Origin of the sequence: Rhizobium sp. Root1212 (assembly GCF_001424985.1) — a bacterium.
Classification (GTDB): domain Bacteria; phylum Pseudomonadota; class Alphaproteobacteria; order Rhizobiales; family Rhizobiaceae; genus Pararhizobium.
The window spans coordinates 160,137-185,312 of the sequence record NZ_LMDA01000022.1 but is presented as its reverse complement, the minus strand read 5'-3'; the positions used below and the strand labels follow the sequence as shown (position 1 = coordinate 185,312).

Genomic DNA, 25,176 nt, shown 5'->3' with positions numbered 1-25,176 from the left:
TTCACGATCGGGTTTGAAGCGCACAAAACTTTAAAAGCACCGGCAAACGGCGAAGTTTTTCTCGTTTTTCGCCGGTTCGGACGGAAATTTGACCTCCCGGTCAAAAAATCAAGCGTCGCACCAGCAAATTCAGTGAAACGTCGTTGAACTCCGGAAAAATTCTGCTATGCGTGTTTTTGCATCTTTATGCTTGTTTGTGCACGATTGAGCCCATAATGCAGACCGAGCTTCTTCTTCGAGAGCGACAACAGATTATTCAGGATCGGCTGAAAACCTCTGGCCGCGTGCTCGCCGTCGATTTGGCGCGCGAATTCGGTGTCTCGGAAGATACCGTCCGTCGCGATCTTCGCGAAATGGCGGCTGCGGGCCTCTGCGAGCGGGTCTATGGCGGTGCGCTGCCGCTTGCACCGGGTGGCACCTCGCTTGCGCGGCGCGTGGGCGAAGCAACCGAACGCAAACAGGCGTTGGCGCTCTCGGCCGTCGACTTCATCCGTGACGGCATGACGGTGTTCTTCGACGCCAGCTCCACAAATCTCGCCATTGCCAGGGCCTTGCCGGCCGATATCCGGCTGACCGCGGTCACCAACACGCCGCTGATCGCCGCCGCACTGATGGAAAAGCCCGGTATCGAGATCATTTTGATTGGCGGACGGATCGACCGGCAGGTCGGCGCTGCCGTCGGCGCGACGGCGCAGCGCGAGATCGGCGCCTTGCGGCCGGATCTGTGCATCCTTGGCGTCTGCGGCATCGATATCGCCGCAGGCATCACCGCCTTCGAATATGAGGATGCTGCTTTCAAGCGGCTTGCCGTGCAGCAGAGTGCGGCCGTGCTGGTCGCGGTGACGGCCGACAAGGTCGGAACCTCAGCGCCGCATGCCGTGGTGCCGGCGAAGGATTGCACCACGCTGATTGTCGAAGAGGGGGCTGCGGCGACGGCTGTCTCCGCCTTTCGGGCGCTCGGTATCGATGTCATCACTGTAAAGGCAAAGAGCTGATGCGGATTGGTCACGTCGCCTTATGGACCCAGGATGTCGAGCGTCTGTCCGCCTTCTGGGCCGAGACCTTCGGCGCCGAGATCGGCGAGCGTTATGAAAGTGCCCGGCGTCCGGGTTTCGTTTCGCGCTTTCTGTCGCTGGTAGACGGGCCGACGATCGAGATCATGCAGGGGCCGTGGATTGGCTCGCCCGAGGGCATGGTGGAGCGGGCGGGTTATGCCCATCTGGCGCTCTCGCTCGGCAGCCGCGAAGCGGTCGATGCTATGGCAACCGAAGCCGTGCGCAAAAATATTCTGGTTTCGCCGCCGCGCATGACCGGCGACGGCTTTTACGAGGCGGTCCTCAAAGACCCCGACGGCAACATTATCGAAATCATGATCTGAACCCGGCCGCCGGCCGGGAGGAGAGACCTATGGATCAACACATCACCACCAAGTCTGCCGAACGATCGGGCTACATGCCGAAGATCAGGCTGGCGGTCTCGCTGCTCTTCTTGATGAACGGCTTCGTGACCGGCAGCTGGGCGCCAAAAATCCCGGAATTCAAGGAAAAGCTCGGTATCGGCGAAAGCGTGCTGGGGCTGTTGATCCTCATGTTCGGCATCGGCTCGCTGGTGCTGATGCCGATTGCCGGCGGCTTCATTGCCCGGCTCGGGTCGCAGAAGGTGGTGAAGGTGACGGCGATCATCCTGTCGCCGCTGCTGCTGCTGCTGACTCTGGTGCCCAATGTCTGGGCGGCCGTCGTCGCCATGTTCGTGCTCGGCGGTTTCGTCGGCGCCATGGACGTGGCGATGAATGCCAATGCGGTCGAGGTGGAAAAGACCATGCGCCGCGCCATCATGTCGTCCTGCCACGCCTATTGGAGCCTTGGCGGCCTGATCGGCTCGGCGATCGGCGGCGTGTTCATGGCGCGCTTCGGCGTGCTGCCGCATGCGGTGTTCGTCACCATCGTTTGCTTCTCGGTTCTGGCCGTGGCCTGGCCGATGATCCTGCACGACCGGCCGCATCCCGACACAGCAAAGCAAAAGCTGCGCCTGCCGCTGACGCCGCTGCCGTGGCTGATCGGCCTTGTCGCGCTGTTTTCCATGGTGCCGGAGGGCACGGTGCTGGATTGGGGCGCGCTTTATCTGCGCAACGAACTCGGCGCTTCGGTCGCGCTTTCGGGCTTCGGTTTTGCCGCCTTCTCGGCGACCATGGCGATTATGCGCTTTGCCGGCGACCACGTGCGCGACCGGTTCGGCGGCGTCAAGACGCTGCGGTTCTGCACGGTCGCTGCCCTGATCGGCCTTCTGCTCGCGGGTCTCGCGCCGAATGCGCCGCTGGCGATCCTGGGCTTCGCGCTGGCCGGCATCGGCATTTCCAACATGGTGCCGATCGCGTTCTCGGCGGCCGGCAACATGCCGGGGCTGGCGCCGGGCATCGGCCTGTCGGTCGCGACCTTCATGGGGTATTCCGGCATGCTGTTTGCGCCGTCGCTGATCGGCTTCGTCGCCGAGCATACCGGCTTCTCCGTCATCTTCACCTGCGTTCCGATCCTGTTCATCGTCGTGCTGCTCCTGTCGCACCACGCCGTTCATGCCGATCGGAATGGCGGCCACTGAGTTCGGTGCCGGGCCGCTTTCGGCGGCCCGGCAGCCATCAATTCGCCGTCAAGGAATGATCTTGCCGTTGACATCCTGGCTTTCGTCCTCCACCTGAAAGCCAGTTGCCGCACCATCTCCAAGAGGCGTTCATGTCTTCGTCTTTCGATTTCGACCCGCAGCCGCGCCGGGCTTCCGTTGCCGTCGATGTCGGCGGCGTGATTGTGGGTGGCGGTGCGCCGGTGGTCGTCCAGTCGATGACCAATACGGATACGGCCGATATCGATGGCACCGTGGAGCAGGTTGCGGCCCTGCATCGGGCGGGTTCCGAAATGGTGCGCATCACCGTCGATCGTGACGAAAGCGCCGCCGCTGTGCCGAAGATCCGCGAACGGCTGGAGCGGCTTGGCCTCGATGTGCCGCTGATTGGCGATTTCCATTATATCGGCCATAAGCTGCTCGCCGATCATCCGGCCTGCGCCGAGGCGCTGGCGAAATACCGCATCAATCCCGGCAATGTCGGCTTCAAGGCGAAGAAGGATAAGCAATTCGCCGCGATCATCGAGCGTGCCATCCAGTTCGACAAGCCGGTGCGGATCGGCGTCAACTGGGGTTCGCTCGATCAGGAACTGCTGACCCGCCTTATGGACGACAACCAGACCAAGGGCTTTCCGCTGACGGCACAGCAGGTCATGCGTGAGACGATCGTGCAATCGGCGCTGATTTCGGCCGAGCTTGCGGAAGAAATCGGCCTGCCGCGCAACCGCATCATTCTTTCCGCCAAGGTCAGCGCCGTGCAGGACCTGATCGCCGTCTATGCGATGCTGGCGGCGCGTTCCGACCATGCGCTGCATCTCGGCCTCACCGAAGCCGGCATGGGCTCCAAAGGCATCGTCGCCTCGTCGGCCTCGCTCGGTATCCTCATGCAACAGGGCATCGGCGATACGATCCGCATTTCGCTGACGCCGGAGCCCGGTGGCGACCGCACCCGCGAGGTGCAGGTAGCGCAGGAACTGCTGCAGGTCATGGGCTTCCGCCAGTTCATTCCGGTGGTCGCCGCTTGTCCGGGTTGCGGCCGCACCACCTCGACGGTGTTTCAGGAACTCGCCCAGAAAATCCAGGACGACATCCGCAAGAACATGCCGGTCTGGCGGGAAAAATATCCGGGCGTCGAAGCGTTGAAAGTCGCGGTCATGGGCTGCATCGTCAACGGTCCCGGCGAAAGCAAGCATGCCGATATCGGCATCTCGCTTCCGGGCACCGGCGAGTTGCCGGCAGCTCCCGTCTATATCGACGGCAAGAAGGCGATGACCATTCGCGGCACCAACATTGCCGGCGATTTCGAGCAGCTGGTTTCCGATTATATCGAGAAGCGTTTCGGCCAGGGACAGGCGGCGGCCGAATAGTCGCTGCTGCTGCCCGTCAGTGAGTTCGGCGGGCGACGAAGCTCGCGGCTTCGATCAGCACCTTTGCCTTTTCGCCGTAGGGCGCAACCAGTGCGCCGGCTTCTGCGACCAGCCGGGAGAGCGTCTCTTCGGCCCAGTCCATGCCGTGCAGCGCCACCAGCGTTCCCTTGCCGCGTTCCTTGTCCTTGCCGGTCGCCTTGCCCATGGTCTCGGTATCGGCCGTCAGATCAAGCAAGTCGTCGGCAAGCTGAAAGGCAAGACCGATCTTTTCGCCGTAACGGCGCAGCAGCTGGCGTTCTTCCGGGCTGCTTCCGGCAATGATGGCGCCGGCCTCGCAGGCAAAGCGGATCAGCGCGCCCGTCTTCATCGCCTGCAGCGTCACGATGCCGGCTTCGTCGGGCGGGGTGGTTTCGGCGGCGAGGTCGAGCGCCTGCCCGCCGGCCATGCCGCCGATGCCGGAGGCGCGGGCGAGCGCTAGAATGAGGGCCGTTTTGGCGGCATCCGGCAGCCTTGTTTCAGGCGCGGCGATGATGTCAAAGGCGAGCGTCAGCAGGCTGTCGCCGGCGAGGATGGCATTGGCCTCGCCATAGGCGATGTGCACGGTCGGCTGTCCCCGGCGCAGGTCGTCGTCGTCCATGGCCGGCAGGTCATCATGAATCAGCGAATAGCAATGCACGCATTCGAGCGCCGCACCGACCCGAAGGGCGGCCTCGCGGTCGCCGCCGGCAAAGGCCGCACTTTCCAGAACGAGGAAGGGACGCAGCCGCTTGCCGCCGTTCAGCACCCCATGACGCATGGCGTCGAGCAATGGGGCGGGACGCGCGATCTCGTCGCTCAGGACGTCCGGTGACAGAATATCGCGCAGGCAGGCCTCGATGGCCGCCGCATCGCGCTTCAGGAGGGTTTCGAACGCAATCTCGGTCATGGGCGGCTCTTTGACATGGCTTGCAGCCCTCGGCAACGGATAAAACTGTGGCGGACGCTGCCGCGGTAACCTTCCCGATGAGAAAGCCATTCAATTTCGACCGCCATTGCTTTATGAGAAGCCTTGGAAACCTTGGGCGGGCGTTTGAAGACGTGGACATCGTATCGGAGACTCGAAGCGAGGAGGGCGTGTCCGAACGGCGCGGCCCGGCGGTGATACGCTTCCTGCGCGAGCGCTGGCGGAAGCTGCTTTTCGCGTTCGCTGTGTTGGTCGCGCTCCCCTATGTGCTGATGATCCTCTACGCCCCGAGTTTCATCCATCCGATCTCGACGCTGATGTTGCGCGATCTCCTGCTGTTTCGCGGCTATGAGCGGCAATGGGTGCCGTTCGACCAGATATCGCCCAATCTCGTCCGCTCGGTGATGATGTCGGAGGATGGGCAGTTCTGTATCCATGGCGGGGTCGACTGGGTGCAGATGCGCGGCGTCATCGACGACGCGCTGGATGGCGAATCCACCCGCGGCGCCAGCACCATCCCGATGCAGACGGCAAAGAACCTGTTCCTCTGGAACGGCCGCTCCTTCGTTCGCAAGGGGCTGGAACTGCCGCTCGCCATGGCGACCGATCTCGTCTGGAGCAAACGGCGCACGATGGAGCTTTACCTCAACATCGCCGAATGGGCGCCAGGCGTTTACGGTGCGGAAGCTGCCGCCCGACATCATTTCGGCGTTTCGGCGGCGAAGCTTACCCGGCGTCAGGCCGCCCTTCTGGCGGTGTCGCTTCCCAATCCGCGCGAACGCAATGCCGGCAAGCCCGGCCGGGGCCTGCGCCGGCTCGCCGGCGTGATCGAGGGGCGGGCAAGCCGCTCCGGCGATTATATCAAATGCCTTTATGACTAGGATCAGGTCTTTTCATTGGCCTGAATGACGCTCGATCCCTATAGCTACGGCATTTCCAAACAGGAGGCGCAGGCCATGGACAAGCTCGTTCTTTATGTCGGTAACAAGAACTATTCTTCCTGGTCGTTGCGCCCCTGGATCGCGCTCGAAGCCTGCGGCATTCCGTTCGAAGACGTGGTGATCCCCTTCGATTTCGCCGCCGGCAACCCGAAGATCAAAGAGGTCTCCCCGACCGGCCGCGTGCCGGTCCTGCATCACGGCGATGTCCGCGTGTGGGAATCGCTCGCCATCATCGAATATGCCGCCGAGCTTTTCCCGGATGCCGGACTCTGGCCGAAAGAGCCGGCGGAGCGGGCGCTGGCGCGCAGCTATGCGATGGAAATGCTCTCCGGTTTCCGGGCGCTGCGCGGTGCCTGCCCGATGAATATCCGCCGCCAAAAGCGGGGTATTCCGCTTCAGGAGGGGGTTCAGGACGACATCGACCGCATCGAAACGATCTGGCGCGAGGCAATCGCGCGTTCGGGCGGGCCGTTCCTGTTCGGGGCTTTTTCGGCTGCCGATGCCATGTTTGCGCCGGTCGTCAACCGTCTGGAGATTTATGATCTCACCCGCAATCCGGTCTCGCTCGACTATATGGATGCGGTAAAGACCCACCCAGCCTACCGCAAATGGCAGGAGGCGGCGATCGCCGAGCCGTGGATCGTGCCGGAGGATGAAGTCTGAGCCCTTGCGTCTCAGGCGGTTCGAACCGCAATGCATCGAAAAAATGCCGGGAGGGACTGGTCAAACCCCTGTCGGGCATGTATAAGCCCGGCAAATTCCGAGATTGACGTTTGTTTGTCCCGGCCGCGGTCTGGCCGATAAACAGCGTTTTGCCCGATAAGTGGAGTATAAAATGGCTGTACCGAAAAGAAAAACGAGCCCGTCGAAGCGCGGCATGCGCCGCTCCGCTGATGCGCTGAAGTCGCCGACCTACATCGAAGACAAGAACTCGGGCGAGCTTCGCCGTCCGCACCACATCGACCTGAAGACCGGCATGTATCGCGGCCGCCAGGTCCTGACCCCGAAGACCAGCGCATAAGTTCGCTGCCTGATCGGTCAAGAATTGAAGGGCTGGCTTTTGCCGGCCCTTTTCTTTTTGGGCTCTGTGTCGTTGCCCTCGTCTTTCCACACTGACGCTCTAGTTCCGTCCTGCCCGTATTGACCCTGTCGTCGATATGAGAAATGACTGATATACCGGCGAAACCGGCCGGACTTTTAGGAGCTTTGCCGATGATTGCTGCCGTTCCGCTGCTGATCCTACCGTTCATTCTCTACAACATCGGGGTCATGGGCGTTTTCGGCGCATCGGGCGCGGCAATGCTGGAGCAGCCGGTAACCTCGCTTGCCATGCCCTCCGGAGCGGTCTGGTCGATGAGCGTCGGCGATCTTCTGATCGTCGTGGCGCTGGTGCTGCTGTTCGTGGAAATCCTGAAGGCGACGCGGGCGAATTCGCGCGCGCTTCTCGACCATATTCTGTCGATGGTGCTTTTCGTCGTGTTCCTGATCGAGTTCCTGTTGGTCGGCCATGCAGCGACGGATGTGTTCTTCATCCTGATGACGATCAGCTTCGTCGACGTCATCGCGGGCTTTTCGGTGTCCATGCGCACCGCCGCCCGCGACGTATCGATCGGGTTGTAAGACCCTAACCAGCCGCTTTAGCCGAGGTTATCCAGCTTGGTCTGGAGCGCGCGCAGCTGTTCCTTCAGCTCGTCGAGGTCCTTGGCTTCCGCCTTGCGCGGCTCCTTTGCCGGGGGCGTGGCGGCCATGAAGGGCGAAAACATCTGCATCGCCTTGTGGAACATTTCCGTGTTGCGACGCACCTGCTCTTCCACCAGTTGCAGCGGTGCCTGCAGGTTCTTGCCGAGCGGAGTATCGCCGAAGGCCTTGTCGATCTGCTCGCGCATCTGCACTTGCTGGTCGGTGAAGGCCTGCATCGAATGTTCGAGATAGCTCGGCACCACCATCTGCATCTGGTCGCCATAGAACGAGATCAGCTGGCGCAGAAACGAGATCGGCAACAGCGTGTTTCCGGTCTTGGATTCCTGCTCGAAGATGATCTGCGTCAGCACCGAATGAGTGATATCTTCGCCGCTCTTGGCGTCCTGGACGGTGAATTCCTCACCCTTCTTCACCATGACCGCGAGGTCGTCGAGCGTAACGTATGTGCTGGTCCCGGTATTGTAGAGCCGGCGGTTGGCGTATTTTTTTATAACGATCTGGCCGTCGTGTTTTGCCATGAGGGTCTCCTCTACCCATGCTCCCGTCTTTATTGTGTTTTTTGAGAGTATCCGCAAAAGCGGCGGTCTGACAATCTCTTTGTGCAATGCGGTGACGCAGCCGCAAAATTCAAAGGATTTTGTCCGCCGATGGTATTTGACTTGCAGCTTATCCTTTGCCAGTCTCTGCTAAAGTGAGAAACTGAGGAAACACGCAATGAGCAACTCCATCGTCATCGCAAGCGCCGGCCGCACGGCCGTCGGCTCCTTCAATGGCTCCTTCGCCAACACGCCGGCCCACGAACTCGGCGCGGCCGTGATCAAGGGTGTCCTGGCGCGCGCGGGCGTCGATGCGGCGGAGGTGGACGAGGTGATCCTCGGCCAGGTGCTCGGTGCCGGCGAAGGCCAGAACCCCGCCCGTCAGGCCGCGATGAAGGCCGGCATTCCGCAGGAAAAGACCGCCTGGGGCATGAACCAGCTCTGCGGCTCGGGCCTGCGCGCCGTGGCGCTCGGCATGCAGCAGATCGCCACCGGCGATGCCAAGATCATCGTTGCCGGCGGCCAGGAATCCATGTCCATGGCCCCCCATTGCGCGCTCTTGCGCGGCGGCGTGAAGATGGGCGATTTCAAGATGATCGACACGATGATCAAGGATGGCCTGACCGACGCCTTCTACGGCTATCACATGGGCATCACGGCGGAAAACGTCGCCCGCAAGTGGCAGCTTTCCCGTGACGAGCAGGATCAGTTCGCGCTTGCCTCGCAGAACAAGGCGGAAGCCGCCCAGAAGGCCGGCCGCTTCGCCGATGAGATCATTCCCTTCGTCATCTCCACCCGCAAGGGCGACGTGACGGTCGATCAGGACGAATATATCCGCCACGGCGCGACGATCGAATCCATGGCGAAGCTGCGCCCGGCCTTCGACAAGGAAGGCACGGTCACCGCCGGCAACGCTTCAGGCCTCAATGACGGCGCCGCCGCCGCCCTGCTGATGAGCGAGGCCGAAGCCTCCCGTCGCGGTATCACGCCGCTGGCCCGCATCGTTTCCTGGGCCACCGCCGGCGTCGATCCGCAGATCATGGGTACCGGCCCGATCCCGGCCTCGCGCAAGGCGCTGGAAAAGGCCGGCTGGTCGGTCAGCGACGTCGATCTGGTCGAGGCCAACGAAGCCTTTGCCGCCCAGGCTTGCGCCGTCAACAAGGACCTTGGCTGGGACCCGTCGATCGTCAACGTCAATGGCGGCGCGATCGCCATCGGGCACCCGATCGGCGCATCCGGCGCGCGCGTGCTCAACACGCTGCTGTTTGAAATGCAGCGCCGCGGTGTTTCCAAGGGCCTGACGACTCTGTGCATCGGCGGCGGCATGGGCGTCGCCATGTGCGTCGAGGGGCTCTGATCCATTGAAGGAAGCCACGGCAAGGGAGGAATCCAGAGCCAGGACAGAATGACCAGGAGGAGCCCCGGCCGCCCGAAGGCGGCAGGGGTGTTGCATAAACACTTGAAACTGGGGAAGAGACGATGAGCAGGGTAGCATTGGTCACCGGCGGCACACGCGGTATCGGCGCGGCAATTTCGATTGCTTTGAAGGGAGCGGGCTACAGGGTAGCCGCGACTTACGCGGGCAACGACGAGAAGGCGAAAGCTTTTTCCGAATCCACGGGCATTGCGACCTACAAGTGGGACGTGTCGAGCTACGAGGCCTGCGCTGAAGGCATCGCCAAGGTCGAGAAGGATATCGGCCCGATCGAAGTCCTCGTCAACAATGCCGGCATCACCCGTGACGCCATGTTCCACAAGATGACGCCCGGACAGTGGAAAGAGGTGATCGACACCAACCTCACCGGCATCTTCAACATGACGCATCCGGTTTGGACCGGCATGCGCGACCGCAGCTTCGGCCGCATCATCAACATCTCCTCGATCAACGGCCAGAAGGGCCAGGCCGGACAGGCCAACTATTCGGCGGCCAAGGCAGGCGATATCGGCTTCACCCGCGCGCTGGCGCAGGAAGGCGCTTCCAAGAACATCACCGTCAACGTGATCTGCCCCGGTTATATCGGAACCGAGATGGTGCTGGCAGTGCCGGAAAAGGTGCTGAATGAGCGCATCATTCCGCAGATTCCGGTCGGCCGCCTCGGCGAGCCGGAGGAGATCGCGCGCTGCGTCGTGTTCCTCGCCTCCGATGACGCCGGCTTCATCACCGGCTCGACCATTTCGGCGAACGGCGGCCAGTTCTTTAGTTGAGCTGCTGATAATCCATTGGAAAGCGAGAGGCCGCATCAGCGGCCTTTTTCGTTTTGTCGGCGTAGAATCGGTTTGGCTGGAAAATGAATCCCTTTTGCCGGATTCATGCTCGTTTCAATTCGAGCATCATCGCCACTACATATAGTGGAGAACAAAAACGAAACCCGGAAATGTCGCGATTCGTCGCTGATTCGTTCGATCTTTGGGCCTGCGGAACGAGCGAATCGGAATGCTAAAAAGCGAGTCGCATCAAAGGGTTAAATATTCCTCCAAATTCACTTATCCGGATTCGGAATCCACAGTCAGGGCCCCATCTACTCGGCAGCCGGATTTCGGCCTTATCGTTCTTATCAGGCCGTCCCCTTGCCTTTCCGCCTCGGCATGGGCATGTGTGCACTGCCGTTGCTTCACCCGCTCTGCGGGAGAGCCGCCGGCAGACAGACAATGCCAGGATCGAAGACGTGCCTGACCAACCTATGATCTTGAGCGGCCGCGGTGTGATCGCGGTCCTCGGCCCGACCAATACGGGCAAGACGCACTACGCCATCGAGCGTATGGTCGCGCATGATTCCGGCGTCATCGGTCTTCCGCTCCGGCTGCTGGCCCGCGAGGTCTATACGCGTCTCGTCGAACGCGTCGGCGCCCACAATGTCGCCCTCGTTACCGGTGAGGAAAAGATCACGCCGCATATGGCGCGCTATTCGGTCTGCACCGTCGAGGCGATGCCGCGCGAGACCAAGGCGTCCTTCGTCGCCATCGACGAGGTGCAACTCGCCGGTGATCTGGAGCGCGGCCATATCTTCACCGACCGTCTGCTGCATCTGCGCGGGCGAAACGAGACGCTGCTGCTCGGCGCCGCCACCATGCGGCCGATTCTGGAGCAGCTTTTGCCCGGCATCACCGTCGTCGAGCGGCCGCGGCTGTCGCAGCTTCTCTATTCCGGCTCCAAGAAGATCACCCGCCTGCCGCAGCGGACGGCCATCGTCGCGTTCTCCGCCGAGGAGGTCTATGCGATCGCGGAACTCATCCGCCGCCAGCGCGGCGGCGCGGCCGTCGTTCTCGGTGCCTTGAGCCCCCGCACCCGCAATGCCCAGGTGGCGCTCTATCAGGAAGGCGATGTCGAATATCTGGTGGCGACCGATGCGATCGGCATGGGCCTCAACCTCGATGTCGATCATGTCGCCTTCGCCCAGGACCGCAAGTTCGACGGCTATCAGTTCCGCAATCTCAACCCCGGCGAACTGGCGCAGATCGCCGGCCGCGCCGGGCGCCATCTTCGCGACGGCACCTTCGGCGTGACCTCAAGGGTCGAACCCTTCGACAAGGAACTGGTGCACCGAATCGAATCACACCACTTCGACCCGGTGAAAGTCTTGCAGTGGCGCTCCAAGGCGGTGGATTTTTCCTCGCTGCAGACCCTGCGCAAGAGCCTCGACACGCCGCCGCGTATTCATGGCCTCGTGCGGGCGCTGCCGGCGATCGACCAGCAGGCGCTCGAATATCTCATGCAGTATCCGGAAGTGACGCGGCTTGCGACGACGCCGGAGCGGGTCGAGACCCTGTGGGAAGCCTGTGCGTTGCCGGATTACCGCCGCATCGCGCCGGCCCAGCACGCGGACCTGATTTCCAGCATCTATGCGGATCTCGTCCGACGTGGCACAGTGAACGAAGATTTCATGGCCGAACAAGTTCGCCGCGCCGATCATACGGACGGTGAAATTGACACATTGTCGGCGCGAATTGCGCAAATCAGGACCTGGACTTATGTGTCCAACCGTCCGGGATGGCTTGCCGATCCGACACACTGGCAAGAAAAGACGCGGGAAATCGAGGATCGATTGTCCGATGCGTTACATGAAAGGTTGACGAAACGCTTTGTTGATCGCAGGACATCTGTGCTCATGAAGCGCCTGAGAGAGAATGCGATGCTGGAAGCTGAAATCAGTGTGAATGGTGATGTCTTCGTTGAAGGACATCATGTTGGACAATTGGCCGGTTTCCGGTTCTCGCTCGCACCCGCGACAGACGGGATGGATGCGCGCGCCGTGCAGGGGGCTGCCCAGAAGGCGCTGGCGCTGGAATTCGAAGCGCGTGCGGCCCGCCTGCATGCTGCCGGCAATTCCGATCTCGCGCTCGCCTCGGATGGCTATGTGCGCTGGCTCGGCGAGCCGGTCGGCCGTCTTGCGGCCAGCGACCACATCATGCGCCCCCGCGTCATCCTGCTTGCCGACGAGCAGTTGCAGGGTGCTGCCCGCGATCACGTCCAGGCCCGCATCGAGCGCTTCGTCAATCATCACATCTCGACGGTTCTGAAGCCGCTCGACGATCTGTCGCGCGCCGAAGACCTCGAAGGTCTGGCCAAGGGCCTCGCCTTCCAGCTCGTGGAAAATCTCGGCGTGCTCTTCCGCCGCGATGTCGCCGATGACGTGAAGTCGCTCGATCAGGAGGCGCGCGCCTCGATCCGCCGCCACGGCATCCGCTTCGGTGCCTATCATATCTTCATGCCGGCACTTCTGAAGCCGGCGCCTGCCGAACTCATCACCCTGCTTTGGGCGCTGAAGAACGACGGCATGGACAAGCCCGGCTACGGTGATCTGATCCCGGTGCTGGCTGCCGGCCGCACCTCGGTCGTCACCGATCCGTCCTATGAGCGGAGCTTCTACAAGCTCGCCGGTTTCCGGTTCCTGGGCAAGCGCGCCGTGCGCATCGATATTCTGGAGCGGCTCGCGGACCTGATCCGTCCGCTCTTGCAGTGGAAGCCGGGCACCGGCACGCGCCCCGACGGCGCCTATGACGGCCGCCGCTTCACCGCAACGACGGCGATGCTGTCGATCCTCGGTGCGACGCCGGACGACATGGAAGAAATCCTGAAGGGCCTCGGCTACCGCGCCGATACCGTCAAGGCGGAAGAGGCGGCGGCCTTCCTCACCGCGCAGGCGGGCAGTGCCGCGCCGCAGCCGGTGGAAGAAGAAGCCGCATCCGGCGAACAGGCCGATCATGACGACGCCGATGCCGGCTCCGACGAACAGCCGGCCGGCGAAGCGGCCGCTGCTTCGGAAACCGTCACGACGAACGAAACCGTGACCGAAGAGACGACCGTGGTCGAGGGTGCTGCTGCGGAAGCCGGCGAGCCGGTCGAAGCCAAGCCTGTTCTCCTGTGGCGTCCGGGTGGCGGTCGCGACAACCAGCGCTCCGGCGGTCGTCCGCAGGGAGAACGCCGTGGTGGCGGCCAGCGCGGTCAGCAGCAGGCTGGTGGTGAAGCCCGTGACGATAACCGAGGTGAAGGCCGCAAGTTCGGCGGCGGTCGCAACGATCGCAATCGTGGTCGCGACGGCAAGCCGGGCCAGAGGGATGGTCAGCGTGACGGCAAGCCGCAGGGCGGTCAGCGCCCGGATCGCGGCGAGCGTCAGGACCGGCCGGACCGCAACGACCGCGGCAATCGTCCACAGGCCGCCAAGTTCGAGGCCCGCCCGCCGCGCAAGGAAAAGCCGATCGATCCGGATTCGCCCTTCGCAAAGCTCGCCGCTCTCAAGGAGCAGATGAAGAAATAGGGCCATGGCGGAAAAACAGCCCCCGATAGCGCCGGCCGCCCGCCAGCGTCTCGACAAATGGCTGTTTTTCACGCGGCTGCAGAAATCGCGCTCGATCGCCCAGAAGGCGATCGAGACCGGCGACGTGAAGGTCAACGACCAGCGCATCACCCAACCCTCCTTTGCCCTCAAGACCGGAGACGTCGTGCTCCTTTCGCTCGATCGGAAGGATATGATCGTTCGCGTGGTAAAGCCCGGCGAGCGGCGCGGTCCCTATGAAGAGGCAAAACTCCTCTACGAGGATCTGACACCGGTGCTGGCGCCGGGCGAAAAGCCGTCCCTTTTCGAGCAGGCGACGCGCGAGCGCGGCAGCGGCCGGCCAACGAAAAAGGAGCGCCGGGAGGTCGATCGGCTGAAGCCTGGACTGGGCTGGTCCGACGATTAGAAAAACATGCCGTCGGGAGGCAATTTCGAGCAGCAAATATCCTTGCAAAGCCTGGCCAAAGCCTTTACCCACACAACAACCGATCAGCCATGCCGCCATGGCGGGGCTGGTCTTTCAGGCACGCAGGGCTGGCCGTTCCGGCCCGGTTGCCTTCTGCGCGAGACATCCTGGAGTACCTCATGACGTATGTCGTGACCGACAACTGCATTCGCTGCAAATATACCGATTGCGTGGAAGTCTGCCCGGTGGACTGCTTCTACGAAGGCGAGAACTTTCTCGTCATTCATCCCGACGAGTGCATCGATTGCGGGGTCTGCGAGCCGGAATGTCCTGCCGGTGCGATCAAGCCGGATACCGAGCCGGGGCTCGATAAGTGGCTGAAGATCAACACCGAATTTTCGACGCAATGGCCCAACATCACCGTCAAGCGCGATGCGCTGCCGGAAGCCAAGGAGATGGATGGCGTCGAAGGAAAGTACGAGCTGTACTTCTCCGAAAAGCCCGGCCAGGGCGACTGACGCTCTTTGGCAACGCCGTGAACCCTCCCCTGGAAGCGGGTTCGTAAAAATGGCGAAAATGAGGGAATTGAGGCTTAACGATGTCCGTAGCGGGCAAGTTGGGCCTGATCGTGCTTGCGAAGCAAATTATTGATTTCGAGAGTTTTTTGTGATAGGGTCCAGATACTGATCCACATCGCGGCGCAAACGCGCGCCCGAAAACCATCACGAAAGCAAACGAAGTCTACGGCGCGGCTCACCCCAAATACGCAACGTCTGTTGCTTGTCTGTGATCGCACCTGAGAAATCCGTTTGAGTTCATGACGCGGACCAGAATGGAGTCACCGACGGTGTCCCCCGTCCATTCCGGGCCTGCCTGACCCGGCCCCGGCGCGTTGTCGGGAGTGTAACAGGGAGTTTTTGAAACGAATGACGACCCAGCAGAAAAAATCTTCTACCCGCCACGGCTTCAAGACCGGTGAATCGATCGTTTATCCGGCGCACGGCGTCGGCCAGATCGTTGCGATCGAGGAGCAGGTGGTTGCGGGCATGTCGCTCGAACTGTTTGTAATCGATTTCGAAAAGGACAAGATGCGTCTCAAGGTGCCGGTCGCCAAGGCCGTCAGCATCGGCATGCGCAAGCTCTGTGAAACCGATTCCGTCGAACGCGCATTGAAGGTGGTTCAGGGCCGGGCTCGCGTCAAGCGCACCATGTGGTCGCGTCGTGCGCAGGAATATGATGCCAAGATCAATTCCGGTGACCTGATCGCTATTGCCGAGGTTGTCCGCGATCTTTATCGCGCCGAGAACCAGCCGGAACAGTCCTACTCCGAACGCCAGCTCTACGAGGCTGCCCTCGACCGCATGGCTCGTGAAATCGCCGCCGTCAACAAGATGTCGGAAACCGAGGCCGTTCGCCTCGTCGAAACCAACCTTGCCAAGGGTCCCAAGCGCGGCAAGGCTGTCGAAGAAGACGAATCCCAGGACGAAGCCGCGTAATTTTCGCGTCCCCGTTTTTCTGCAAAAGCCCTGTCAGCGATGACGGGGCTTTTTTGTTTTCGGGCCTCCACTGGGAGGATGACATCGGCGGCAGCCACCCTATCCCAACGAAGCAGCGATCTTCTCCCGTCATCGTGATACAGTGCCGCCCGGCGCCTTGAGGGCGGTCTGCCGGCGCGCGGCGCCATCGCAACCGGCAGCGGGAGGAGAAAATGGCAACCAGTTTGCATCCCATGCTCGATAACGGACTACCCAGGGGCAAAGCCGGTTTTTCAGGCGGCACACTCGTCTGCGCCTGCAGTGAGCGGCCCGTCAAGGTGAAGGTCGAGGGTGACGTCGCCCACAATCACGCCTGCGGCTGTACCAAATGCTGGAAGCCGGCGGGGGCGACCTTCTCGGTCGTCGCCGTCGTCCCGCACGGCAAGATCACCGTGCTGGAAAATGGCGACAAGCTTGAGGTGGTCGATAAATCCGCGTTGATCCAGCGTAACGCCTGCAAGGGCTGCGGCGTGCACATGTATGGGCCGGTGGAGCGCGAGCATCCCTTCCAGGGACTGGATTTCATCCATCCCGAACGCTTTATCGAGGATGGCTGGTCGCCGCCGGGCTTCGCGGCCTTCGTCTCGTCCGTCATCGAATCGGGCACCAATCCCGACGATATGCCGGCGATACGGGCGCGGCTGACGGAACTGGGCCTGACACCATCCGATTGCCTGAATAACGCCCTGATGGACTATATCGCCACCTGGACGGCGAAGAAGACGGGCGTGCTCAAATCATAAGCCACAAACGAAAAGGGCGCAGCGAAGGCTCGCTGCGCCCTTTCCCAAGGGTTTCCGATCGGTCGCTTATGCGGCGCCGGCGGAACGCGACTTTTCGAAACGCTTGCGGTCGTTCGAGTCGAGATACATCTTGCGCAGGCGGATGTTCTTCGGCGTGACTTCGACCAGTTCGTCGTCCTGAATCCAGGACAGCGCGCGGTCGAGCGTCATGCGGATCGGCGGCGTCAGCTTGACGGCTTCGTCCTTGCCGGAAGCGCGCATGTTGGTGAGCTTCTTGCCCTTCAGCACGTTCACTTCGAGGTCGTTGTCGCGGGTGTGGATGCCGATGATCATGCCGGCATAGACCTTCTCGCCGGCCTCGATGATCATCGGACCGCGGTCTTCCAGGTTGAACATGGCGTAGGCGACGGACTCGCCGGCATCGTTGGAGAGCAGAACGCCCTGAACGCGACCGCCGATATCGCCCTTGTAGGGCTGATATTCGTGGAACAGACGGTTCATGATTGCCGTGCCGCGCGTGTCGGTCAGGAGTTCCGACTGGTAGCCGATCAGGCCACGGGTCGGAGCGAAGAACTTCAGGCGAACGCGGTTGCCGCCGGAGGGGCGAAGCTCGGCCATTTCGGCCTTGCGCTCGGACATCTTCTGGACGACGACGCCGGAATGCTCTTCATCGACGTCGATGACGACTTCTTCGATCGGCTCCAGCATCTGGCCGGTGGCTTCGTCCTTGTGCATGACGACGCGCGGACGCGAGACGGCAAGCTCGAAACCTTCGCGGCGCATGGTTTCGATCAGAACGGCCAACTGCAGTTCGCCACGGCCGGAAACGTAGAACGAATCCTTGCCTTCGGCTTCTTCGATCTTCAGTGCGACGTTGCCTTCGGCTTCCTTGAACAGGCGGTCACGAATGACGCGCGAGGTCACCTTGTCGCCTTCGGTGCCGGCGAGCGGCGAGTCGTTGACGATGAAGGACATGGTGACGGTCGGCGGATCGATCGGCTGGGCATGCAGCGCCTCGGTGACCGAGGGATCGCAGAACGTGTCGGCGACCGTGCCCTTGGACAGGCCGGCGATCGCGACGATGTCGCCCGCATGGGCTTCTTCGATCGGCGTGCGCTCGATGCCGCGGAAGGCGAGGATCTTGGAGATACGGCCGTTTTCAATCAGCTTGCCGTCTTGGCCCAGAACCTTGACGGCCTGGTTCGGCTTGATCGAACCCGAATGAATGCGGCCGGTGATGATGCGGCCGAGGAAGGGGTTGGCTTCCAGGATCGTGCCGATCATGCGGAACGCGCCGTCTTCTTCACCGACGCTCGGCTCGGGGACGTGCTTGAGAACGAGGTCGAGAAGCGGCGCGAGGCCTTCTTCCTTCGGACCTTCCGGGTTGACATTCATCCAGCCATTGCGGCCCGAACCGTAGAGGATCGGGAAATCGAGCTGCTCGTCGGTCGCGTCGAGGTTGGCGAAGAGGTCGAAGACTTCGTTGATGACTTCTTCGTGGCGGCCATCCGGGCGGTCGATCTTGTTGATCGCGACGATCGGGCGAAGGCCGACCTTCAGCGCCTTGGAGACGACGAACTTGGTCTGCGGCATCGGGCCTTCGGACGAGTCGACCAGAACGATCGCGCCGTCCACCATCGACAGGATACGCTCGACTTCACCGCCGAAGTCGGCGTGGCCGGGGGTGTCGACGATGTTGATGCGGACGCCCTTCCACTCGATCGAGGTGGCCTTCGCCAGAATGGTGATGCCACGCTCTTTTTCGAGATCGTTCGAATCCATCATGCGCTCGGTCGTGCGCTGATTGTCGCGGAACGAGCCGGACTGCTTCAGAAGTTCGTCGACCAGCGTCGTTTTTCCATGGTCAACGTGTGCGATGATCGCGATGTTGCGCATTTTCATGTGTGAATACTCGGAGGTTTCGGGGCGTATCTTAGGCACGCCACATCTTCAATGGCCGGGCTCATACAGCTTTTTTCGCTTTTGCGAAAGGGGGGCCGGCAAAGACTTGCCGTGCAGGGCATGCATGGGTCGCGGGCGGAGCATGGATTTCCACGTCATTGAGGGCGTATTTCGCCCTCAATGACAGATTTGAATGTCGGCCGTTTGACAGCCCCGCGTCAGGCGTCGGAGCCGGAAAGCTCTTCCGTCACGGCGAGGCCCTTCTTGCGCAACATGGCATCCGGGCTCGGCAGCTTGCCGCGGAAGGCGCGGTATGCATCTTCCGGGTCGATGGAGCCGCCGACGGAATAGATGTTGTCCTTGAGCTTCCTTGCCGTTTCGCCATCGAAGGCGTCGCCGGTCTCCTCGAAAGCGGAGAAGGCGTCCGCATCCAGCACCTCCGACCACATGTAGGAATAATATCCGGCCGAATAGCCGCCGGAGAAGATGTGCTGGAAGTGCGGTGTGGCGTGGCGCATGACGATGGATTTCGGCATGCCGATCTCACCGAGGATGTCGGCCTGAACCGCCATCGGGTCCTTCACCTCCTCGCGGGTGTGGAAGGCCATGTCGACCAGCGCAGACGAGGTAAACTCGACGGTGTTGAAGCCGGCATTGAAGGTGCGGGCGGCCAGAACCTTGTCGAGCAGCGCTTGCGGCATCGGCGCGCCGGTTTCGACATGCACGGCATATTGCTTGAGGATCGCGGGCACCGTCAGCCAGTGTTCGTAAAGCTGCGACGGCAGTTCCACGAAATCGCGCGAGACGCCTGTGCCGGAGACAGAGGGATAGGTCACATCCGACAGCATGCCGTGCAAAGCGTGACCGAACTCGTGGAACAGCGTGCGGGCATCGTCGAGCGACAGCAGCGCCGGCTTGCCTTCGGCGGGTTTGGCGAAGTTGCAGACGTTGTAGATGATCGGCAGTTCGTCCTTGCTGCCGTTCTTCAGGGTCAGCTTGTGCTGCGACTGGAAGGAGCTCATCCAGGCGCCGGAACGCTTCGAGGAACGGGCGAAATAATCACCGAGGAAGAGGGCGACGAGCCTGTCGTCGCGGTCGCGGATTTCGAAGACGCGGACGTCGGGATGATAGGCTGCGACACCCTTCTTTTCGACGGCGCGGATGCCGAAGAGACGGCCGGCGACATCGAAGCAGGCGTCGATGATTTTCTCCAGCTGCAGATAGGGCTTCAATTCGGCTTCGGAAAAGTCGAATTTTTCGGCCCGAATCTTTTCGGCGTAGTGGCGCCAGTCCCAGGGCATGACCTCGTGGTTCTTGCCTTCGCGGGCGATCAGCTCGGCAATATCGGCTTCTTCCTCCCCGGCCCGCTTCACGGCCTTCGTCCAGACGGCCTTCAGGAGGTCGTTCACGGCCTCGGCGGTCTTCGCCATAGTGTTGTCGAGCTTCAGCTCGGCAAAATTGCGATAGCCGAGGAGCTTGGCCATTTCGCTGCGCAGCGCCAGCGTTTCGCGCACGATCTCGCGGTTGTCGGTCTCGCCGCCATTTTCGCCGCGGGCCGCCCAGGCCTTGAAGGCCTGTTCGCGCAGCTCGCGATTTTCCGAGAAGGTGAGGAAGGGTTCGATGATCGAGCGCGACAGCGTCACGGCATATTTGCCGTCTTCGCCGCGATCGCGAGCGGCAGACGCCATGGCATCGCGCAGGAAGGAGGGCAGGCCGGCAAGATCGGATTCTTCGGAGAGGATCAGCGACCAGTTCTTTTCGTCGGCGAGCACGTTCTGGCCGAATTTCGCGCCGAGGCCGGCGAGCGTTTCGTTGATGGCGGCAAGCCGTTCCTGCTCGGCCTTCGGCAGCTTGGCGCCGGATTTCACGAAGCCCTTCCAGTGGCGTTCCAGAACCCGCGTCGCTTCGGTATCGAGACCGAGCGTTTCACGGTTTTCCCAGAGCGTGTCGATGCGCTGGAAGAGGGCGGGGTTCATGCCGATCTTCGAATAATGCCGCGACATCTTTGGCGCGATTTCGCGTTCCAGAGCCTGAATGGCGTCGTTGGTGTGGGCGCCGGCGCGGTTCCAGAACAGGGCAGAGACGCGAGACAGGCTGTCGCCGGCGATCTCCAGCGCGATCACCGTGTTGTCGAAGGTCGGCGCATCCGGGTTGTTGGCGATGGCGTCGATCTCGGCTTCATGTTCTGCCAAGGCGGCTTCGAAAGCCGGAGCGAAATCGCCATCGGAAACAGCCTCGAAACGCGGCAGGCCGTTCAGCCCGTTCCAGTCGGTAAGGGCCGGGTTGAGCGTCGTCTCGGAAGTCATGGGAAATCCTTTCGCATGGGGGATGGCCTCGGGGGCCGGGCGGTTCAGCGCCGAATGGTCGTTGTTTCAGATGGGTCTCGGATGAGAAACGGTCAAGGCTTGCGGACGCCGAGAAGCCCCGGCGCGGCATGCCATATCGCCTGCACGGCAAAGCCCATGAATAGCAGGCCTGAGAGCCGCACGATCGCCAACTCGTGGCGGCGATAGAACCGCCGGACGAAGGAGGCGCCGATGATACCGACGAGGATCACATCGGCCGCGAGAAAGCCGAGGAAGGAAACGCCGAGAAGCGCCGGCAAGGCATCGAAATCGAGGGCATTGGCGGAACCGGCAAGCAGCGCGGTGAAGGTCGCGAGCGCAACCGGATAGCCCTTTGGATTGGTTAGGCCGAAGATCAGGCCGCGGCGCAAGGGTTGTTCTACTACCATCAAGGGCTGGTTTTCGCCGCGCGGTTTCGCGCGCAATGCTGTCCACGCGATCCAGCCGAGATAAAGGCCGCAGAGCAGGCCGAGCACGTCGAACACCGCACTGCCGATGGTCTTTGCGCCGATGATGGCGACCAACGCGAGCGTCGACCACAGCAGATCGCCGGCCAGATGCCCGCCGATGAACATCGCCCCAGCTTTGCGGCCCTGGCCTGCGCCGATGCCGAGAAGGGCGAGAAAGGCAGGTCCCGGAATGAGCACATAGAAAAGCGCCGCCAGAAACGCGCCGAAAAGCAGAGTTTGAGACATGGGCTCCCCAAGACTGTCCAGAGCGCCTGAGGCGCAATTTTGGGGGCATTCGATCCTGACGGGGTGATTCCGTCAAGTCTGCCGCAGCGCCGTGAAGGCGAATTGACGCTGCGGCAGGGCGACGTTTATTTCGTTTCCATAGCCTTCATGGCGTTGTCCATATGGGTCGAACATTCGTCCATCTTGCCGGCCTTCATCGCCATCTTGGCGCTGTCGATTTCCTGTGTCGCCATCATCATCTGATCCTTCTTCATCGGATCGGTCATGCCCTTGGCCATTTCCTCCGTCTTCATCATCGACGCCTCGTCGCAGGTGGCCATGCCGGCGGCAAAGGCGGAAGCGGTGGAGGCAAGCGCGATGGCTGCGGCGGCGATAGTGGTTCTGATCATAATGTTGTCTCCCAGATTTGAAGAGCCGTTGCGGCTCGGGTGGAAGCTGGCGCCACCAGGGATACACATGCAATTCACGGCTTTGCGATGCACCGCGTTGTCATCCGCCGTGTCCTGGCGTGATATTTTCGTGATCGCTGAAATGAGCCTACGCTATGGCGGTTGTCGTCGGCGGAAGGGGATGGTAACGAAAGCTTACGATCAATCGCAGCGGCGAAGACTATGTCCGTGAAACTCGAATCCGATACGATCGGCATGCTGCTGACGGATGTTTCGCGCCTGCTGCGCGGCGCCTTCGACCGCCGCGTCAATGCGTCGGATCTCGAACTCACCCCCGGAGAGGCGCGCACGCTGATCCAGGTGGCGCTTGCCGGCGGCATCAAGCAGGCGGATATCGCGGTGAAGCTCGGCATCGAGCCGATGACGCTGTCCACCTATCTCGACCGTCTCGAAGCGCTGGGCCTTGTCGCCCGCGTTCCCGATCCTAGCGACCGACGGGCGAAGAACGTGGTCATCATGGATGCGGCCGACCCCATACTGACCGCGATCCGCGCCGAAGTGCGCGAGCTGATGGAGCAGGTCACATCAGGTCTTGCCGAGGCGGATCGCGAACGGCTGCGCGCAAGCCTGCGTATGCTGCGCGAAAACCTGCAGCAAATCGATCGCGGCGCGACCGGAACAAATCCAGCTGGAAAGAACACAGCAGAATGACCCTCAAAATGAGCGAGCGCCGCACCAGTATGCTGGGTGCGCTGCTCGCGACGCTCGGGCCGATTTCCATGTCGATCTACACGCCGGCCATGCCGGAGCTGGTCGCGGCCTTCTCCTCGACGGAATCGATGATCAAGCTGACGCTGTCGGTCTATTTCGGCGGTTTTTCCATCGCGCAACTGATGGCCGGGCCGATGTCGGATGCCTTCGGCCGCAAGCCGGCGACGCTTGCCTTCGTCGGCATCAACCTGCTCGGCAGCCTCATTTGCATCGTCGCGCCGAGTATCGAATGGCTGCTGGCGGGCCGGATGATTCAGGGCGTCGGCGCTTCGGTCGGGATGACGGTCGCCCGCGCCATCGTGCGCGACCAGTTCACCGGGGCTGAAGCCTCACGGATCATGAACCTGATCGGCATCATGCTCGCCATCGGTCCGGCCATGGCGCCGACCATCGGCGGGCTGGCGCTCGCCGCCTTCGGCTGGCATTCGATCTTTGTCTTCCTGATCGGCTTCGGCCTGCTCGTCCTTTCCGGCGTCACGCTGTTCATGCGGGAAACGACGGTGGCCGACAGGGCGCTCGCCCGTCCCGCCCGGCTGCTTTCGGCCTATGGCAGCCTGCTGGCGGACGGCCGCTTCGTCGCGGCGGCCCTGGTTCTCGGCGGGTCGGTCGGCGCGCTCTATGCGCAGGCGACGATGCTGCCGTTCATTCTCATCGAAAGGGTCGGCCTGACGCCGACGGCCTTCGGCATCGGCATGCTGATGCAATCCGGGTTTTATTTCCTCGGCTCGGTCTGCCTGCGGCTGACGGCCGAGAGGTTCGGCGGCGAGGGCTCGGTGCGGGCCGGGCTCGCCATGCTGGCGACGGGCGGCCTGTTGATCGGGCTTTCCGTCCAGCTCGTCACGCCGAGCTATCTTTCTGTGATGCTGCCGGTGGCGTTCCTGAGCTTCGGCATCGCCTTCCTGACACCGCACATGACGACGGCGGCGCTGCAGTCCTTCCCGCATATCGCCGGCTCTGCCTCCGCCATGATGGGCTTCATCCAGATGGCCAGCGGTTTTCTCGGCGGTCTTGCTGCCGCCTGGATGGGCACGCCCTTCACCGCCTTCGGGATCATCATCCCCACCATGGCGCTGGTTTCGGTGGTGAGCTACATCACCTTCGTCAATCTCACCCGGCGGGTCGTGGCAGGCTGACATGAAAAAGCCCGCCCCCGTTTCCGAAGGGCGGGCTTTGAAGCTTGGTGGTACGCGAACTTACTTGTCGCGGTTGCGGGCGGCCAGCGTGCGCAGGCGCAGCGCATTGAGCTTGATGAAGCCGGCGGCGTCCTTCTGGTCGTAGGCGCCCTGATCGTCTTCGAAGGTGACCAGCTTGTCGGAATAGAGCGACTTTTCGCTCTCGCGGCCGATGGTCATGACGTTGCCCTTGTAGAGCTTCAGCGTCACTTCGCCTTCGACATCCTTCTGGCTGAGGTCGATCGCCGCCTGCAGCATCTGGCGCTCCGGCGAGAACCAGAAGCCATAATAGATCAACTCGGCATAACGCGGCATCAGCTCGTCCTTGAGGTGGGCTGCACCCCGGTCGAGCGTGATGGATTCGATGGCGCGGTGCGCGGCAAGCAGGATCGTGCCGCCGGGGGTCTCGTAGACGCCGCGCGACTTCATGCCGACGAAGCGGTTTTCCACGAGGTCGAGGCGGCCGATACCGTTGTCGCGGCCGTAATCGTTGAGCTTGGCCAGCAGCGTCGCCGGCGAAAGGCGCACGCCGTTGATCGAGACGGCATCACCCTGCTCGAAGCCGATCTTGATGATGGTCGCCTTGTCGGGTGCTGCTTCCGGCGAAATGGTGCGCATGTGCACGTATTCCGGAGCTTCCACGGCCGGGTCTTCCAGAACCTTGCCCTCGGAAGAGGAGTGCAAGAGGTTTGCGTCGACGGAGAAGGGAGCCTCGCCCTTCTTGTCCTTGGCGACCGGGATCTGGTGCTGTTCGGCAAAGGCGAGCAGGTCGGTGCGGCTCTTGAACGACCAGTCGCGCCAAGGGGCGATGATCTTGATGTCGGGGTTCAGGGCGTAAGCTGAAAGCTCGAAGCGAACCTGGTCGTTACCCTTGCCGGTTGCGCCATGAGCGATGGCGTCGGCGCCGGTTTCGCGGGCGATGTCGATCAGGTGCTTGGAGATCAGCGGGCGGGCGATCGAGGTGCCCAGCAGGTAGACACCTTCATAGACGGCATTGGCGCGGAACATCGGGAAGACGAAGTCCTTCACGAATTCTTCGCGCACGTCCTTGATGTAGATTTCCTTGATGCCGAGCATCTCGGCCTTCTTGCGCGCCGGCTCAAGCTCCTCGCCCTGGCCGAGATCGGCGGTGAAGGTCACGACTTCGGCGCCGAGTTCCGTCTGCAGCCATTTCAGGATGATCGAGGTGTCGAGCCCGCCGGAATAGGCGAGAACGACCTTTTTCACTTGCTTGTGCGATGCCATGATAGATGTCCGTCTGGTCGTTAAGGGCGCGGGGCCGGAAAAGATCAGCGGCACTTTTAGCGAGATTGCCGGATGGTGCAAGGCTTCTCGCCCCGGAA

General features: G+C 62.0%; 24 protein-coding genes. 17 read left to right on the top strand and 7 right to left on the bottom strand.

Annotated features, from left to right (window positions below; translation table 11 throughout):
• The first annotated feature begins 215 nt into the window (after nt 1–215).
• The 4 genes from ASC86_RS17110 (at nt 216) to ispG (ending at nt 3,980) form a co-directional block, all read left to right on the top strand.
• Nucleotides 216–995 carry a DeoR/GlpR family DNA-binding transcription regulator gene (locus ASC86_RS17110; protein WP_056323759.1) on the top strand — a complete coding sequence of 260 codons (780 nt, stop codon included), beginning with the start codon at nt 216–218 and terminating at the stop codon, nt 993–995.
• The gene (locus ASC86_RS17105) at nt 995–1,378 is read left to right on the top strand and encodes a VOC family protein (protein WP_056323756.1); all 384 of its coding nucleotides are present in this window, start codon (nt 995–997) and stop codon (nt 1,376–1,378) included. The genes ASC86_RS17110 and ASC86_RS17105 overlap by 1 nt, the downstream gene beginning before the upstream one ends.
• 29 nt (nt 1,379–1,407) lie before the next feature.
• Nucleotides 1,408–2,595 (top strand): MFS transporter, encoded by a 1,188-nt coding sequence (locus ASC86_RS17100; RefSeq protein ID WP_056323751.1) that lies wholly within the window; start codon nt 1,408–1,410, stop codon nt 2,593–2,595.
• Nucleotides 2,596–2,726: 131 nt separating this feature from the next.
• The gene (gene ispG / locus ASC86_RS17095; protein WP_056323748.1) at nt 2,727–3,980 is read left to right on the top strand and encodes a flavodoxin-dependent (E)-4-hydroxy-3-methylbut-2-enyl-diphosphate synthase; all 1,254 of its coding nucleotides are present in this window, start codon (nt 2,727–2,729) and stop codon (nt 3,978–3,980) included.
• Between the two features lie 16 nt (nt 3,981–3,996).
• Here the strand turns inward: ispG and ASC86_RS17090 are convergent, their stop codons facing one another.
• The gene (locus ASC86_RS17090) at nt 3,997–4,905 is read right to left on the bottom strand and encodes a polyprenyl synthetase family protein (RefSeq protein WP_056323745.1); all 909 of its coding nucleotides are present in this window, start codon (nt 4,903–4,905) and stop codon (nt 3,997–3,999) included.
• Nucleotides 4,906–5,018: 113 nt separating this feature from the next.
• Here ASC86_RS17090 and mtgA point away from each other — a divergent pair, with 113 nt between their 5' ends.
• From mtgA to ASC86_RS17070, 4 genes are all read left to right on the top strand, one after another.
• The gene (mtgA, locus tag ASC86_RS17085) at nt 5,019–5,804 is read left to right on the top strand and encodes a monofunctional biosynthetic peptidoglycan transglycosylase (RefSeq protein WP_056323742.1); all 786 of its coding nucleotides are present in this window, start codon (nt 5,019–5,021) and stop codon (nt 5,802–5,804) included.
• A 75-nt stretch (nt 5,805–5,879) separates the two neighbouring features.
• Nucleotides 5,880–6,527, top strand: a complete 648-nt coding sequence (locus tag ASC86_RS17080; RefSeq protein ID WP_056324286.1) for a glutathione S-transferase family protein — start codon at nt 5,880–5,882, stop codon at nt 6,525–6,527.
• Nucleotides 6,528–6,699: 172 nt separating this feature from the next.
• Nucleotides 6,700–6,885 carry a 50S ribosomal protein L32 gene (rpmF, locus tag ASC86_RS17075; protein WP_056323739.1) on the top strand — a complete coding sequence of 62 codons (186 nt, stop codon included), beginning with the start codon at nt 6,700–6,702 and terminating at the stop codon, nt 6,883–6,885.
• A 191-nt stretch (nt 6,886–7,076) separates the two neighbouring features.
• Nucleotides 7,077–7,484, top strand: coding sequence for a hypothetical protein (locus tag ASC86_RS17070; RefSeq protein WP_056323736.1), 408 nt, complete (start codon nt 7,077–7,079; stop codon nt 7,482–7,484).
• Nucleotides 7,485–7,501: 17 nt separating this feature from the next.
• On the opposite strand, the gene phaR is transcribed toward ASC86_RS17070, so the two are convergent.
• Nucleotides 7,502–8,083: a polyhydroxyalkanoate synthesis repressor PhaR gene (gene phaR / locus ASC86_RS17065; RefSeq protein WP_056323733.1), complete on the bottom strand. Its 582-nt coding sequence runs from the start codon at nt 8,081–8,083 to the stop codon at nt 7,502–7,504.
• 196 nt (nt 8,084–8,279) lie between these two features.
• On the opposite strand from phaR, the gene ASC86_RS17060 reads away from it, so the two are divergent.
• The 7 genes from ASC86_RS17060 (at nt 8,280) to gfa (ending at nt 16,559) form a co-directional block, all read left to right on the top strand.
• Nucleotides 8,280–9,458, top strand: coding sequence for an acetyl-CoA C-acetyltransferase (locus tag ASC86_RS17060; protein ID WP_056323731.1), 1,179 nt, complete (start codon nt 8,280–8,282; stop codon nt 9,456–9,458).
• 122 nt (nt 9,459–9,580) lie between these two features.
• Nucleotides 9,581–10,306, top strand: coding sequence for a beta-ketoacyl-ACP reductase (locus tag ASC86_RS17055; protein ID WP_056323729.1), 726 nt, complete (start codon nt 9,581–9,583; stop codon nt 10,304–10,306).
• Between the two features lie 476 nt (nt 10,307–10,782).
• Entirely contained in the window at nt 10,783–13,857 is a 3,075-nt protein-coding gene (locus ASC86_RS17050; protein WP_056323726.1) for a DEAD/DEAH box helicase, read from the top strand.
• A 4-nt stretch (nt 13,858–13,861) separates the two neighbouring features.
• Nucleotides 13,862–14,281, top strand: a complete 420-nt coding sequence (locus tag ASC86_RS17045) for an RNA-binding S4 domain-containing protein (RefSeq protein WP_056323724.1) — start codon at nt 13,862–13,864, stop codon at nt 14,279–14,281.
• A 179-nt stretch (nt 14,282–14,460) separates the two neighbouring features.
• Nucleotides 14,461–14,799: a ferredoxin FdxA gene (gene fdxA / locus ASC86_RS17040; RefSeq protein ID WP_056323721.1), complete on the top strand. Its 339-nt coding sequence runs from the start codon at nt 14,461–14,463 to the stop codon at nt 14,797–14,799.
• A 408-nt stretch (nt 14,800–15,207) separates the two neighbouring features.
• Nucleotides 15,208–15,777 (top strand): CarD family transcriptional regulator, encoded by a 570-nt coding sequence (locus tag ASC86_RS17035; protein WP_056323718.1) that lies wholly within the window; start codon nt 15,208–15,210, stop codon nt 15,775–15,777.
• 212 nt (nt 15,778–15,989) lie between these two features.
• Nucleotides 15,990–16,559 (top strand): S-(hydroxymethyl)glutathione synthase, encoded by a 570-nt coding sequence (gene gfa / locus ASC86_RS17030; protein WP_056323716.1) that lies wholly within the window; start codon nt 15,990–15,992, stop codon nt 16,557–16,559.
• 66 nt (nt 16,560–16,625) lie between these two features.
• Here the strand turns inward: gfa and typA are convergent, their stop codons facing one another.
• From typA to ASC86_RS17010, 4 genes are all read right to left on the bottom strand, one after another.
• Nucleotides 16,626–18,461, bottom strand: coding sequence for a translational GTPase TypA (typA, locus tag ASC86_RS17025; protein ID WP_056323713.1), 1,836 nt, complete (start codon nt 18,459–18,461; stop codon nt 16,626–16,628).
• Nucleotides 18,462–18,679: 218 nt separating this feature from the next.
• The gene (locus tag ASC86_RS17020; RefSeq protein WP_056323710.1) at nt 18,680–20,767 is read right to left on the bottom strand and encodes a M3 family metallopeptidase; all 2,088 of its coding nucleotides are present in this window, start codon (nt 20,765–20,767) and stop codon (nt 18,680–18,682) included.
• A 92-nt stretch (nt 20,768–20,859) separates the two neighbouring features.
• A complete protein-coding gene (locus ASC86_RS17015; protein ID WP_056323707.1) occupies nt 20,860–21,501 on the bottom strand; it encodes a LysE family translocator in 642 nt (213 codons plus the stop codon).
• Between the two features lie 125 nt (nt 21,502–21,626).
• Nucleotides 21,627–21,890 carry a hypothetical protein gene (locus ASC86_RS17010; RefSeq protein ID WP_056323705.1) on the bottom strand — a complete coding sequence of 88 codons (264 nt, stop codon included), beginning with the start codon at nt 21,888–21,890 and terminating at the stop codon, nt 21,627–21,629.
• A 222-nt stretch (nt 21,891–22,112) separates the two neighbouring features.
• Here ASC86_RS17010 and ASC86_RS17005 point away from each other — a divergent pair, with 222 nt between their 5' ends.
• Together ASC86_RS17005 and ASC86_RS17000 are read left to right on the top strand one after the other, a co-directional pair.
• Complete coding sequence (locus tag ASC86_RS17005) at nt 22,113–22,601, top strand: MarR family transcriptional regulator (RefSeq protein ID WP_056323702.1); 489 nt, start codon at nt 22,113–22,115, stop codon at nt 22,599–22,601.
• The gene (locus ASC86_RS17000; protein ID WP_244477635.1) at nt 22,598–23,794 is read left to right on the top strand and encodes a multidrug effflux MFS transporter; all 1,197 of its coding nucleotides are present in this window, start codon (nt 22,598–22,600) and stop codon (nt 23,792–23,794) included. The genes ASC86_RS17005 and ASC86_RS17000 overlap by 4 nt, the downstream gene beginning before the upstream one ends.
• Nucleotides 23,795–23,854: 60 nt before the next feature.
• Here the strand turns inward: ASC86_RS17000 and ASC86_RS16995 are convergent, their stop codons facing one another.
• Nucleotides 23,855–25,078 (bottom strand): argininosuccinate synthase, encoded by a 1,224-nt coding sequence (locus ASC86_RS16995; protein WP_056323699.1) that lies wholly within the window; start codon nt 25,076–25,078, stop codon nt 23,855–23,857.
• Between the last annotated feature and the right edge of the window lie 98 nt (nt 25,079–25,176).

Bases quoted from the DNA above. Each gene is read 5' to 3' on its own strand.
- ASC86_RS17110 (WP_056323759.1), top strand. From the start codon at position 216: ATGCAGACCGAGCTTCTTCTTCGAGAGCGACAACAGATTATTCAGGAT.
- ASC86_RS17105 (WP_056323756.1), top strand. From the start codon at position 995: ATGCGGATTGGTCACGTCGCCTTATGGACCCAGGATGTCGAGCGTCTG.
- ASC86_RS17100 (WP_056323751.1), top strand. From the start codon at position 1,408: ATGGATCAACACATCACCACCAAGTCTGCCGAACGATCGGGCTACATG.
- ispG (WP_056323748.1), top strand. From the start codon at position 2,727: ATGTCTTCGTCTTTCGATTTCGACCCGCAGCCGCGCCGGGCTTCCGTT.
- ASC86_RS17090 (WP_056323745.1), bottom strand. From the start codon at position 4,905: ATGACCGAGATTGCGTTCGAAACCCTCCTGAAGCGCGATGCGGCGGCC.
- mtgA (WP_056323742.1), top strand. From the start codon at position 5,019: ATGAGAAGCCTTGGAAACCTTGGGCGGGCGTTTGAAGACGTGGACATC.
- ASC86_RS17080 (WP_056324286.1), top strand. From the start codon at position 5,880: ATGGACAAGCTCGTTCTTTATGTCGGTAACAAGAACTATTCTTCCTGG.
- rpmF (WP_056323739.1), top strand. From the start codon at position 6,700: ATGGCTGTACCGAAAAGAAAAACGAGCCCGTCGAAGCGCGGCATGCGC.
- ASC86_RS17070 (WP_056323736.1), top strand. From the start codon at position 7,077: ATGATTGCTGCCGTTCCGCTGCTGATCCTACCGTTCATTCTCTACAAC.
- phaR (WP_056323733.1), bottom strand. From the start codon at position 8,083: ATGGCAAAACACGACGGCCAGATCGTTATAAAAAAATACGCCAACCGC.
- ASC86_RS17060 (WP_056323731.1), top strand. From the start codon at position 8,280: ATGAGCAACTCCATCGTCATCGCAAGCGCCGGCCGCACGGCCGTCGGC.
- ASC86_RS17055 (WP_056323729.1), top strand. From the start codon at position 9,581: ATGAGCAGGGTAGCATTGGTCACCGGCGGCACACGCGGTATCGGCGCG.
- ASC86_RS17050 (WP_056323726.1), top strand. From the start codon at position 10,783: ATGATCTTGAGCGGCCGCGGTGTGATCGCGGTCCTCGGCCCGACCAAT.
- ASC86_RS17045 (WP_056323724.1), top strand. From the start codon at position 13,862: ATGGCGGAAAAACAGCCCCCGATAGCGCCGGCCGCCCGCCAGCGTCTC.
- fdxA (WP_056323721.1), top strand. From the start codon at position 14,461: ATGACGTATGTCGTGACCGACAACTGCATTCGCTGCAAATATACCGAT.
- ASC86_RS17035 (WP_056323718.1), top strand. From the start codon at position 15,208: ATGACGACCCAGCAGAAAAAATCTTCTACCCGCCACGGCTTCAAGACC.
- gfa (WP_056323716.1), top strand. From the start codon at position 15,990: ATGGCAACCAGTTTGCATCCCATGCTCGATAACGGACTACCCAGGGGC.
- typA (WP_056323713.1), bottom strand. From the start codon at position 18,461: ATGAAAATGCGCAACATCGCGATCATCGCACACGTTGACCATGGAAAA.
- ASC86_RS17020 (WP_056323710.1), bottom strand. From the start codon at position 20,767: ATGACTTCCGAGACGACGCTCAACCCGGCCCTTACCGACTGGAACGGG.
- ASC86_RS17015 (WP_056323707.1), bottom strand. From the start codon at position 21,501: ATGTCTCAAACTCTGCTTTTCGGCGCGTTTCTGGCGGCGCTTTTCTAT.
- ASC86_RS17010 (WP_056323705.1), bottom strand. From the start codon at position 21,890: ATGATCAGAACCACTATCGCCGCCGCAGCCATCGCGCTTGCCTCCACC.
- ASC86_RS17005 (WP_056323702.1), top strand. From the start codon at position 22,113: ATGTCCGTGAAACTCGAATCCGATACGATCGGCATGCTGCTGACGGAT.
- ASC86_RS17000 (WP_244477635.1), top strand. From the start codon at position 22,598: ATGACCCTCAAAATGAGCGAGCGCCGCACCAGTATGCTGGGTGCGCTG.
- ASC86_RS16995 (WP_056323699.1), bottom strand. From the start codon at position 25,078: ATGGCATCGCACAAGCAAGTGAAAAAGGTCGTTCTCGCCTATTCCGGC.